The following is a 12,075-nucleotide window of genomic DNA, read 5'->3' on the forward strand; positions in this document are numbered from 1 at the left end:
AAATACTGCTAGGTTTTAATTAAAAAGCATATTTATTATTTTTAAAATTCTAGTTTACTTTTTTATTCATTAACAATAATTCATGAAAAAAGTATTTCTAATTCAACTCATAAGCTACTGGTGCTTTTTAGGATGTACCACATCCAAAGAAAAAATGATTCCCTATGATTCCATTTCTGTAGTACTTGCAAAAAATGAGAAGTTAAGTGACAAAGAGTTTGAAGGATGGCAATACAAAGATATTTTTGAAGACACTGTCCCTGGTATAAGCCTTGAAAAAGCATATAGAGAATTTCTAAAAGATAAAAAGGGGGATTCCATTATAGTAGCGGTTATAGATACAGAAATAGATATTGCACATGAAGATTTAAAGGAACAAATCTGGGTTAACACTAATGAGATTGCAGAAAATGGAATAGATGATGATCATAATGGGTATATTGATGATATCAATGGATGGAATTTTATAGGAAATGTTAATGGAGAAAATATTATTCACTCTAATTATGAATTTATAAGATTGATTAGAAAGTTTAAAGTTTTATTCCATAATAAAACAGTAGATAGAATCACTTCTAACCAAATAAAAGATTTTGAAACCTATCAAAAAGCTTTAAAATTGTTAGGGGAAACCAAAAAATCTAAACTACAGCAATTAGAAAATGTGAAAGGTTTTATAAACAAGTATAATAAAGCTCAACAAATTCTAAAAGCACATCTTGCTGTTGATAGTATTACCAAAGAACAACTACTTGCCTTACATTCTACAGACACTATAATCAAAAAGCATCAAAAAACACTTATTAGCTATATAAATAGAGGTTTTACTGAAAATACACTTTTGGGCTACTTAGAGCAAACACAAGAATCAATTGATAAAAGCTTAGATTTTGATTATCAAGAAAGAGAAATCATTGGTGATGACCCTAATGATATTAATGATATTCATTACGGAAATAATAACGTTTCTGGTAATTTAGATAAATTATATCACGGAACACTAATGGCGGGGATAATTGCGGCTAAAAGAGGTAATAAACTTGGAAATGAGGGAATACTTAATGAAGTGAAAATAATGCCCTTATGCATATCTGCAAATGGAGACGAGTTTGATAAAGATATTGCTTTGGCTATTCGTTATGCTGTAGATAACGGCGCCAAAATTATCAATATGAGTTCTGGGAAACAGTTTTCTATGAATAGGCAATGGGTTAATGATGCTATTAAATATGCTGCAAAAAAAGATGTACTTTTTATAACTTCGGCAGGTAACAGTGGGCTTAATCTTGATGATAAAGAACATAATTATTATCCCAATGATATTAATACCGATGGCTCAGAGATAAGTGATAATTTTATGATGATTGGGGCAAGCTCATATACTTTGAACAAAAGGTTAATTTATTATAAAACTAATCACGGTAAAAATAATGTCGATTTATTTGCTCCGGGATATAAAGTTTATACGACTCTTCCAAACAATAAATATAGATATAGTCGAGGCACTTCAGCAGCTACTCCAATTGTATCAGGAATAGCAGCTCTTATACGATCACATTATCCTGATCTAAGTGCTTCTCAAGTAAAAGAAATCCTGATGAAATCAGGAATCTCTTATAATATTGATGTAGAAATAATTCTAGATGATGATACTAAAAAAATGGTTCCTTTCTCCTCGTTATCCAAATCAGGTAAAGTAGTAAATGCGTATAATGCCTTATTATTGGCCGAAAAAATGTCCAAAACTAAGTAAGAATTGATTTTACCCTACAAATTTAGTATATAGCTTGTCAAAACTTTTTAATTTAAATAACCTTTACCCAATCTTCTTTATGAAAAAACTATCTCTTTTATACATCTTAAGTTTGTTAATCATATTATTGGTTGGTTCATGCACACCAAAACAGAAACAATCCCAGTCTAGTGTTTTACAAACTCAACTCGATTCTTTATACACGCAACAGTTTCCCAACACCGATGAACCTGGTGGGGTGCTTTTAGTTAAAAAAAGAGATAGTACCCTATTTTTACAAAGCTATGGAGTGGCAGATATAAAAACCGGAGAAAAAATTACAGAAAACACTTTATTTAATACCGGATCTATCTCTAAAACCTTTGTAGCTAATGGGATTTTACTGTTACAACAAAGAGGTAGATTATCTATAGAAGACTCTATTGCCAAGTATTTTCCTGATTTTACTCACCCAGAGATTGCCAATAAAATAAAAATTAAACATTGGTTATCACATACTTCGGGTATTCCTGATGTACGTAAAGTAAAAGAAAACAGAGAGTTCTTTTTAACCGCCAAAGACACTCAAAACTTTGCACCTTTAAAAATTGTAGACAGCTTGTATTTTGAACCAGGAGAATCTTTTAGGTATTCTAACCCGGCTTATAATGGCCTGGCTTTAATTATTGAACAGGTTACAGGAATACCCTGGCAAGATTTTATCAAAAAAGAAATATTCGAACCCTCGGGGATGACCCGTAGTACAATTACTAATGGAGCGCACCCAAGCTCAGGTGTTGCTCATGGTTATGTTTTTAAAGATGGAAAATACCAAGAAGAAGATTATGGCGAATTACCCACTTTTGCTGCTTCTGGTAACTGCGGTGTTTGGAGTACAGTGCACGAATTGGTAAACTATGAAAAAGCAGTACAAAACTACGTGTTTCTTAACAAAGAACTAACCGATCAATCCCGAACCATATGGAAACCGGACAATTGGAAAAGTAAATGGGACCCTTTTGTAGGTTATAGCTGGTATATAGAAAAAATACCACTAGATAAAATGAGCTCGTCTGAAATTACTTTGATCAATCATACAGGATCTAATGGTGGATTTAACTCTTTTCATATCTACATTCCTGAAAAGGATGTGTTTATCATTGGTCTTTTTAACCAACCTCTAAAAGGGTATAATGAGTTGTTAGGAGACACAATTGAAATACTAGTTAATCAAAATTGGGGAGAATGATATAAGTATTTGGGGATATAAATTTTCTACCCAAAAATCTTTTCAGCAGCTTTATCTAGAATTTCATTTTCAAAATCAGCAAAATAGGCTTCAGTAGTATAATAATTTGTATGACCAAGCATATCTCCTATCTGTGATTTCGGAACACCTTTATATAATCCGGCAGTTGCAAAAGTATGTCGGGCCACATAAGTTGTTAACCTTATATCCAAATTTAGCTTTTTACCAATGGTATTAAGTCTACGGTTATGATTTTTACGACGGCTTTTGTAGATTTCATGAATTCTTTCTTCAGACTCGGTATACATTACATCGGCTAGTATAGGAAATACTAAATCCTCTTTTGATTTTCCGGCAGTGTAATACTTAAGTATATCTTTAATTTCGTTAGGAATAAGAATATCAAATTCCTTAACATTGGTTCCTCTTCTGGTTTTACGTCTTTTATATTTTAATCTTCCTTTATTAATGGCTCCAACCCTTAGATAGGCCATATCCATAAAGTTCATCCCTCTCATGTAGAAATAGACTAGGAAATAATTTTTGTGATGCCATAGGGGTGATTCCTCAGGAGTATCCAAATGCTTGATCTGTTCTATCACATCGAGATCGACAGCCCTTTTCTTTGATCTCTGTTGTTTAATAGAATATCCACCTTTACCAAATGGATAATTTTCAGTTTTAAGTTCTGTACTGTTATCTTTTATGGCTAGATTATAAATCCTTCGTATTGATCTTAACCTAACACCAAGCCCGTTTAGTGTATTCTTCTTATAAGAAATTTTACTCGTATCGCTCTTCTTATTTATGGGCTTGTTATTCTTACTTAAATACCAAGATTCAAGATCTTCAAGAAATATTTCATCAATGGCTGATAGTAATATATCCTCGTTGGTATTATATTTTATGACTAAATCTATTGCTCCTCTCATCGCATCTGCCATACCGAAACGACCAGCTTCATGGTAACGTTTTATTATTTCTGTTCCGTATTTATTTAGATATGTACTTTTTTGTGGAGCTATTTTATGAAGTATACCAAATTTCTCTTCTTCATTTTTTATGAAAGCTTTTTTAATTATTTCAACCAATTGGTACACATCTAAGTCTTTGAGTGTTGAATTGTAATCGGAAACTACTTTTGAGGCAATTCCTAATCGTTCACTAACCTTATAATTGGCTCTACTTGAATTAGGAAATGATGACTTAATTCGATTATTATCCCCATCCCATTGTTTACTATCAAGTTTATAACCAAGTTGAATATTTTTAGGAATTCCCTTGTGTCTAACTCTAAGGATTAAAGGAAATTTTTTTGCATTCTTATTACGCTGATCCAGCATTAAAGTAAGTGTAGCCATATCGATATTTTAACAAAGTCTAAAGTACTGGAATGCAATCAAATCACAAAGAAAATTTGCTCGGTTTTTGCTCGGTTTTTTCGGATTCAAACGATTTGAAACGGTTTTATACGAACTAGGCAAAATTTAAAACCTTTTGATTATTAGCTGTTTACGTTTTTATAAAACCATTTAAATCTGTAAGGCATGTCACTCATAATCAGGGGGTCCTTGGTTCGAGCCCAAGTGGGACCACCTTAATTATCAAAGAGTTACGATAACAAAATTTCGTAACTCTTTTTGTTTTTAATAGCGTCGCCCACTTTTTGCCCACTTTTTACGGTTTAATACATGTCAAAACGGGCTGATTTAGTAGTTTATAATACTTTGGAAAAGATTATTGAATTACTCTCACCACAATAAAACCTGATAGTTTTATTACTTCTTTGACTTAATTGAAAGTAGAGTCAATCCTAAGATAAATACTACAGGCCCAGAAAACAGCAATACATATAGACCTGGCCAATGCAATATTTTAAACATAACACCTAAGAGGAAAAGTAATATCCCAAGGATAATGAATAGTACTCCAAACACTTTAATCCAATTCATCGATGTATAGAATTTTAGTTTTTTCTATGCTCTAACCACTTCAGCGCTCTGTAGTATGTTGTTTTAGAGAAACCAAATTTTTGACAAACATCATCCATCCTTAATCCTGGATTTGTTTCCCTCTATAAAATAACCTTTTGTTCCAACTTTTATTCTCTCTTGATGATAAGATCTAAGTGCCTTATTTACAATCCACATTCTAGCTTTACCTTCTCTTAAAACAACCCCAGATTCTATTAAGTCACCAGTTGCATTCTCAAACTCTGGCCAAATGATAAAGATTCCTTGCATTTCATGGTTATCATGTTCATACCAAAAATCAGAACGTATTCCTTGAAAAGGGAGTAATTCTCTCCATCCCTCATCTTTAGAATAAAACCTCTATTTTACTTTAAAGTCTTCAGGGTGACTTAATCTTTGTTCATATGGTATATGTTGCTCATTCATCATTTAATAAGAATTTAAAAATAACACAGTCTATTAGTTGAAAAGGAAATTGCTGGGATAATTCAGTAGCTGAATCCTTCTTCAAAATCCTTAAATATGAATGTATTTATCATTATAAGTTAAATTCTTTTCTAAATGCCCATTTTGTAATTGAAGAATATATCAAATGATATAACACTAAAAGATTACATTCTGCATTGGGATATAGAACTCTATTAGAAGTAGAACAGGAATACATAAATAATAATAACAAAGCGGCTTAAAAATTTTGTCCTAAAATTGTTAGGTAGTCCAGAGTTCATAGTGTTAAAAACTGGAGTAAGAGTGTCACTTAATCACTACTGAAAATTATGTTTTTGGAAAATTGTCCATGCATTAGTGCCAAATATCCATTCCAAGGTCTTTCAATTAGTCCCAAATTTGTGCTGTAACAACAAAATAAGAAAAGATAAACACTAAAATCAAAATACTTTGCATAAAGAAAAGAATACATAAACGATTTTCTAACGTTTATCAGGAGCGTGATAGAATTAAAAATTTGACACCGTCTGAGGTTAAAATTTTCAAGCTTATTGCCAACAAAATGACAAGTATCCAGGTGGCATATTTTTTAGTATATCCAAACCTTATAAGTAGAGTAGTTTATATAGATGTTAGTAGCAATTAACTCACAGGTTTTCAACGATATAAAATGATTTGCTAAGAAAGTGTTTAATAAACAATGTCTTAAAAGAATTGTTCTTACGATTTAATTACGAATATTACCAGTTACGTAATAACCTACAGGGGCACTGAGAACTGAATAGAGTAGGCAACAATTTTTAAATTATAACCAAATGGGAGCAATTAAAAAAGTAATCAAAATTTTAGTGGAATAGTAATAGATAAGATACTGTAATTAAAATAGTATAATAAACAATTTAAAATAATTCGAGCAATAGAAATATAGTAACTAAGGTAGTTATATGTAAGTACTATGAGTAATAATAATGAATATAAAATTTAATTTAACCTAAAAGAAAACACCATGGCAAGACCAGTAAAAATGACAGTAAATAACAATACTAATAGGAAGTTAATATTGAAAGATTACGAAGCAAAACACGGTAAGTTTACCACAAACCCACCTAGGGAAATAGAATCCACAGGATCTTGGAACTGTTCAACCAAGAGTGGGGCAATGATTGGACCAAAAGGAATAGTAACCTATGAGGATGAAAAACAAGAATTCATTGTTGAATTTCACTATAATCATCCTTATGGAGGTGCTACCAGTTCATATAGAGTTAAACCAGATCCATCTGATGCGATAGGCTACGATATCAAAGGGGATTTTACAGGAAAAGATCAAGATATCACTTTTGGATTGTATATACTATGATGAATAAGGAACAAAAAGATGTCTGAAAAAATCACGATATCAGGTAAACCAAAACCAAGTATCGTATGCATAAACCATATAAATGTTGCTAGCACAAGTAGCTTCATTAAGTACAATTATAAAAAAATATATTATGAGTAAAATAAAAACGAGTAATCCTTTATTCGGGGTTACTATTGGGTCAATCATATCCTCCAAAGAAGGAGAATTTAAAGGGAGTGTTGTAAGTAACCCCATTAATTCAATGATCTCTCAACAGGAATCTTATAAATCGATGACAGGAAAAAGTAGTTACGTCTATTCAGATGAGATGAATCAAGGGGTACTTGGAGTATCTGGTTCTTATGGTGTTTCGGGAGTTAGTAAACTTAAATCATCAGTATCTGCATATATTGGAGAATCCTCAGCAGTAAGTAGTAAATCGGTATCTGTAAATTACAATGCTATTTCGATAGGAGGTATTGAGTATATCAATTTTGAGGAACTTACTGCTAGCGAATTTCTGGCAAGCCTTAAATTGGGATGCCAACAAAGTTTATTATCAGTACTGGACTCCTATAATGCCATAATAGCAGAAACATCAAACTTAGATGTAGAGTTAGAACATGCATTGACAAGTGATGATTATAAATATAAGGGATTAAAAGAACTCGTTAGCGAATGGATAGAAAAATCAGAGAAATTCACCTATGAATATGAAGATGGGATTGTAGTTGGGATTACTTGGGGGGCGTATGGAGGAGTAAAAATGTTGATGACGTCTAGTAGTGAAGCTGATTCGTGGAAGTATGGAGGTCAAGCAAACTTCTCCTACGTTAATCCATTCACCTCTGTTGCTGTTAAAGCAACATACGATGGAAGCCAATCTAGTAGTGGAGCCAAGGTTGATGTGAATTGTACAAGTTATGTTAGTGGTGCTATCCTTTCTCCACAAATTGACAAATGGTTTGATCAAGTGGAGAACAAATCATTTAGCGAATTGGCTGAGATAAAAGTTATGGATAAAGCACCTGATATGAAAATCTCTGAGGGTGCACCCGAAATTCCCGATTTTGAAAAACCCGAACCAAGCGATGATATTGTTAGTAAAGTTGGAGAAATAAAAGATCTGAATGGCCTAAAAGCACTGGCTATGGCATCTGCCTTTGATAAAGCCCAAAAGACAAATCCAAAACTTACTTTAGATGAATTTTTAAGGGAATCAGAAAAGCCTGCCAATACTAAAGAGCTTAGTTCCTTTAGAAAGGTTATACAGGAAAATAAGATAGATACACTTACTTTTCCTCTTGATAAAGAATCAAAGCCTAAGTCTTCATTAGTCCGAAAAAACTTAAGACAAGAACAAAAATCTGATTCGTCGGGTTATGTCCCTTTAGGGGTATGGGTTGCTAACTGGGCCGATATATTTCCATGGATGGCGCAAGGTTATTACAATAGTATCGATAATATAGAGGGGCAAAAGGCTGTACGAGAAAGGGTGATGTTACAAGATTATCAGACCTTAAGCAAGCTATACTATATTGCTAACTCTTCTGGTATTGTTGAGTTTAGACGGAAAGATTCATTGCTTCCAAGAGTTCGCTCGTTAGATATTGCAGATGCTTTTGCCAATGCCGCAGCAAATATGCAAAATAATTTAGGAGATACAGAAACAATCAAGGAGATATATGAAACGCTAGGGCCAGTTGCAAAGGATATTTATGTCTTATGGAATGAGATTGCTTTTTTAAGAAATTGTGAATTAGGTATGGGGTTAATTAAAAATAACAAAACCATAGGAAATCCTTCAGAAAAAGATGGTGACAGGCAAAAGTATAAACTAAATTCTTGTGATTTTGATGGTAAAAACCATGTGGCTTTTAGTCGCTTTTATAAGGTATTGCCCTTAATCACTCCTGATAAAGACATTTGGGCTTTTGGTCCAGAAATGGGAGGGTTGAGTTCTGTTTTTGATAGTGAGGCTATATTCTCTAAGCCCGGAAGAATAAAGTACATTTCATTTGAGTATGATGTGGAGGAAAAAATACTATTCAGTGATAACGATATCAAACTGTATCCAATTCCATTCTCTGCCTCAGAAAATGTACCATGGAAAGGGATGTCAGTGAGTACCAATATTAAATCCATGAGCGGTTTTAATAAGAATCTAAAGGTGCTCAATGAACAATTAGACAAACTCAAAGCATGGACTTTCAGCAGTGACAATTGGGATAAAAACTGGAGTGGTAAAGATGCTTATCAGCAGAAGAATATTAAAAAACAATATGTCGGCCTTATTGAGGAACCCAAAAATGTTTTTTAAGCATAGAAAAACTTTATGGTAGATATACTAACGTCAATACATAGTATGTGTTGACGTTAGTATATCCTCAATTGGACTATAGTGCATCTAAATTAATCTTTCAAAACAAAACCCGAAGGGCATAAAACTGCTTTGGGTCAAATTGTTATGCTTCATTTAGCAATCATACAATTAATTTTAAAAATCATGACATATAGAAACAACGATGTGTATTTCTGCTTGGATACAGGGTATGCATTAATCAACGGATCATATACAATAGACAGTTTTTCTGTTACTGGTGGTCAAGATCCAAAAAGACGTATTTATGCTGGACTACAAGTTACATGTAGTAGTAATGGTAAAATGACCTTTAGCGTAGGTCGAAAAGGTTCTGAGGGAGTTGCAAATTGGTTTGACGATAGAATTCTAAACTCACAAAGCACATTTAATCATGGTGCAGGAAAAATGAACTTTGCATTTCTTGGTACCCTCAAATTGACTATAACAGGTGGTATTCTTGGAAGAAGGCAGGAAACATTTACCTTTTCAAATATAGCAATTGCTCAGGGACATAGCGGAGTTAGTAATAATTGGTGGTTTGGTGGCCAAAACTGTTCTTATATTAAAAAACACACAGTAATGGCTCAAGGGATAAATTCCAATGGAGATTCGGTTTCTTTTGCCTTTTTGAGAGGTGGTAATGATGTAAGTAGTGTTGGCGTAACCCCAACAACACTTATCAACACAAAAAATTGGATGGGAAAATTAAGTGATTCTACTCAACTTGATAGTATCATGATGCCAGGCAGTCATGATGCGGGTATGTCTGAACTACATCATTGTGCCCCTCCCATAGTAGGAAATGGTTATGTTCAAACTCAGAGTAGTTCTATTGGTCAGCAACTTGTTTACGGTTCAAGATACTTTGATATCCGTGTTGATTATGATCATAACGAATTGGTTACCTATCACCGTACTGATGGTTGGGGATGTAATGGGCAAGGTTTGGTTTCTGTTCTTGATCAGACTAAAGAATTCTTAATAGCTAATCCTACGGAAACCGCATTCTTAAAGTTTTCTCATATTAGAGGCTATAAAGACCATAATCCTGCTGTAACCAAACAAAAAATTAATGACTTATTGAGTAACTATAGCACTTTCATGTATAAAAGCTCTAATTCAAACATTAATCTAGCTAAAGGTAAATTAGGCAATGTAAGAGGAAAAATGATTTTGGTTTTCAATTATAGCGAATATATTGACCCATTAACAGGTCGGTTTAGATATAAGGATGGCAACTCTGCGCAACCAGGCCTAACTGTTTATGACCATTACAGTAATACTAACGATTACAGTAAAATGAGTACTGATCAGTTGAATAAATGGAAAGATTATGGTGGTCTAGGACAAGGAGTCTTTTTCTTACTATCATGGACACTAACGGCGAGCCCTCCTGGGGCTATAATTGCTGTATTAGCTAAAAAGGCAAACGACAATCTTCCGAACGTACTATATGATCAAATCGTTGCAAAAAAGACAAGTAAGCCTAATATAGTTTATGTTGACTATGTAGATAGCAAAACAACACAAAGTATTATTCTGTATAATTTTGATTATTTTTTTTAAAATAATCAAAACTGTAAAGTGGTAGTTTTGCTAGTTCTGTATTTGCAGAAGTGAGTTTAATGGGACCAACGTAGTTAATCCCTCCGCGGTCACAAAAAGCATCAAAACCACGTAATTCTTAGGAATTGGGCAGTTTTCTGGTTTTTAGGAGCTCTTATAATTTGATGCGATTTGATTTAAAATGTCAGTTATCCATCAGTTATTTGAGTTCACTTCGAGGCATTTTTTACCAAAGCAAAACAATATTATCTTGCTTTCTTGTTTGATATCTGTACTTTTATAAAGAATATAATAGTAATTGCTATTATAACATTGTTGTGGTGCATTAAACGGAATTGACAAAATTGACTAAACAAAAATTGACTGAATGAAAAAAATAATTGAGGTTTTAAGAAATAATTGGACGTTACGAACCGTAGCCATTTTGACAGTAATTTATGTTGGAGTTTCTTATCTTTTTGGTGACGGATTAAAAGTTTCTGAAATCATTATTTTCATTCTGGTTTTCTTATATTTTGTATGGGGGTTTGGAAAAAAACCTATTCGGAATAAAAAAACTCAAGCTGAATAGTAAAAACGACACCACAACACGATATATGTGACCATAGCAGCTAAGTGATTAATCGAATGGTTGTTGTATTTTTGGTAAGGCGCAATGCTTGCAAAAAGTAAAAGTTAGCAACCAATGCGCAGTTTTGTCGAAAACAGAGTAACATTTTGCACTGCTACGACACATATATTAAACGTTGTAGCCAATTTGAAAGAACCAAAATGTTAGATACTTTTATAAAAGGTATTAGAATTACCGAAGAAGAGCTTATAGATGAACTGCAAAAAAATGCTACTATCACAAAGCACGAAAAGGGAGATTTTATCATTAAAAGCAATCAATATATAAAAGTTTTAAAAATTGTTTTAGAAGGAAAAGTAAGAGTTTACCAAGAAAATGAAAACAGAGAAATTTTGATTTACTACCTTAACACCATGGAAACTTGCACACTATCTTTATCTGCTTGTTTTGAAGACTGTAAAAGTACCGTAAATGCCATTGTAGAAGAAGATTGTACTATTCTTAATATTCCTGTAAGATTTGTTAGAAATTGGAATTTTAAATACAAATCTTGGAATCATTTTACCACTAATACATTTAGAGAAAGTTATTTGTACCTCATTAACCAGTATTCAAATTTAGCATTTGAACCACTTAAAGACCGTTTGTTCGATTATTTAATATCAAAAGCAAATAACACTATTGTTAAAAAATCACATCAAGAATTAGCCAGAGAATTAGGTACTACGCGAGAAGTTATCTCTAGACTTTTAAAAACATTGGAAAAGAATAAAAAAATTCGTCTGAAGCAAAAGCAGATAAAAATTTTAGAAAAAAAAGTGTTGTGACAAAAG

The 12,075-nt window shown here is 32.8% G+C and carries 9 protein-coding genes and 1 pseudogene; 8 read left to right on the forward strand and 2 right to left on the reverse strand.

Translation table 11 applies throughout. The features are described 5' to 3' along the window. Window positions 1-82 precede the first annotated feature (82 nt). Both JJQ60_RS17540 and JJQ60_RS17545 read left to right on the forward strand, forming a co-directional pair. Window positions 83-1,753 (forward strand): S8 family peptidase, encoded by a 1,671-nt coding sequence (locus tag JJQ60_RS17540; protein ID WP_201923357.1) that lies wholly within the window; start codon window positions 83-85, stop codon window positions 1,751-1,753. Between the two features lie 79 nt (window positions 1,754-1,832). After that, window positions 1,833-2,981, forward strand: coding sequence for a serine hydrolase domain-containing protein (locus JJQ60_RS17545; protein ID WP_201923359.1), 1,149 nt, complete (start codon window positions 1,833-1,835; stop codon window positions 2,979-2,981). A gap of 26 nt (window positions 2,982-3,007) precedes the next feature. Here the strand turns inward: JJQ60_RS17545 and JJQ60_RS17550 are convergent, their stop codons facing one another. Next, complete coding sequence (locus JJQ60_RS17550) at window positions 3,008-4,342, reverse strand: tyrosine-type recombinase/integrase (protein ID WP_201923361.1); 1,335 nt, start codon at window positions 4,340-4,342, stop codon at window positions 3,008-3,010. A 681-nt stretch (window positions 4,343-5,023) separates the two neighbouring features. Beyond that, complete coding sequence (locus JJQ60_RS17555; RefSeq protein ID WP_201923363.1) at window positions 5,024-5,224, reverse strand: hypothetical protein; 201 nt, start codon at window positions 5,222-5,224, stop codon at window positions 5,024-5,026. Between the two features lie 161 nt (window positions 5,225-5,385). Between JJQ60_RS17555 and JJQ60_RS22115 the strand changes: the two are divergent. The 6 genes and pseudogenes from JJQ60_RS22115 to JJQ60_RS17585 form a co-directional block, all read left to right on the forward strand. Next, window positions 5,386-5,547 (forward strand): annotated as a pseudogene (locus JJQ60_RS22115) (integrase core domain-containing protein); the annotation flags it as partial. Window positions 5,548-6,407: 860 nt separating this feature from the next. Further along, the gene (locus tag JJQ60_RS17565) at window positions 6,408-6,761 is read left to right on the forward strand and encodes a hypothetical protein (protein WP_201923364.1); all 354 of its coding nucleotides are present in this window, start codon (window positions 6,408-6,410) and stop codon (window positions 6,759-6,761) included. Window positions 6,762-6,894: 133 nt separating this feature from the next. Then, a complete protein-coding gene (locus JJQ60_RS17570; protein WP_201923367.1) occupies window positions 6,895-9,063 on the forward strand; it encodes a hypothetical protein in 2,169 nt (722 codons plus the stop codon). Window positions 9,064-9,249: 186 nt separating this feature from the next. Then, window positions 9,250-10,671, forward strand: coding sequence for a PI-PLC domain-containing protein (locus tag JJQ60_RS17575; protein ID WP_201923369.1), 1,422 nt, complete (start codon window positions 9,250-9,252; stop codon window positions 10,669-10,671). A 367-nt stretch (window positions 10,672-11,038) separates the two neighbouring features. Next, on the forward strand, window positions 11,039-11,242 hold the full coding sequence (locus JJQ60_RS17580; protein WP_201923371.1) for a hypothetical protein: 204 nt from the start codon (window positions 11,039-11,041) through the stop codon (window positions 11,240-11,242). Between the two features lie 200 nt (window positions 11,243-11,442). Then, the gene (locus JJQ60_RS17585) at window positions 11,443-12,069 is read left to right on the forward strand and encodes a Crp/Fnr family transcriptional regulator (RefSeq protein ID WP_201923373.1); all 627 of its coding nucleotides are present in this window, start codon (window positions 11,443-11,445) and stop codon (window positions 12,067-12,069) included. Window positions 12,070-12,075 lie beyond the last annotated feature (6 nt).

Origin of the sequence: Aquimarina mytili, from assembly GCF_016735115.1 — a bacterium.
Lineage (GTDB): Bacteria > Bacteroidota > Bacteroidia > Flavobacteriales > Flavobacteriaceae > Aquimarina > Aquimarina mytili.

Coding starts and splice junctions, on each gene's coding strand:
- JJQ60_RS17540 (WP_201923357.1), top strand. CDS start 83: ATGAAAAAAGTATTTCTAATTCAACTCATAAGCTACTGGTGCTTTTTA.
- JJQ60_RS17545 (WP_201923359.1), top strand. CDS start 1,833: ATGAAAAAACTATCTCTTTTATACATCTTAAGTTTGTTAATCATATTA.
- JJQ60_RS17550 (WP_201923361.1), bottom strand. CDS start 4,342: ATGGCTACACTTACTTTAATGCTGGATCAGCGTAATAAGAATGCAAAA.
- JJQ60_RS17555 (WP_201923363.1), bottom strand. CDS start 5,224: ATGCAAGGAATCTTTATCATTTGGCCAGAGTTTGAGAATGCAACTGGT.
- JJQ60_RS17565 (WP_201923364.1), top strand. CDS start 6,408: ATGGCAAGACCAGTAAAAATGACAGTAAATAACAATACTAATAGGAAG.
- JJQ60_RS17570 (WP_201923367.1), top strand. CDS start 6,895: ATGAGTAAAATAAAAACGAGTAATCCTTTATTCGGGGTTACTATTGGG.
- JJQ60_RS17575 (WP_201923369.1), top strand. CDS start 9,250: ATGACATATAGAAACAACGATGTGTATTTCTGCTTGGATACAGGGTAT.
- JJQ60_RS17580 (WP_201923371.1), top strand. CDS start 11,039: ATGAAAAAAATAATTGAGGTTTTAAGAAATAATTGGACGTTACGAACC.
- JJQ60_RS17585 (WP_201923373.1), top strand. CDS start 11,443: ATGTTAGATACTTTTATAAAAGGTATTAGAATTACCGAAGAAGAGCTT.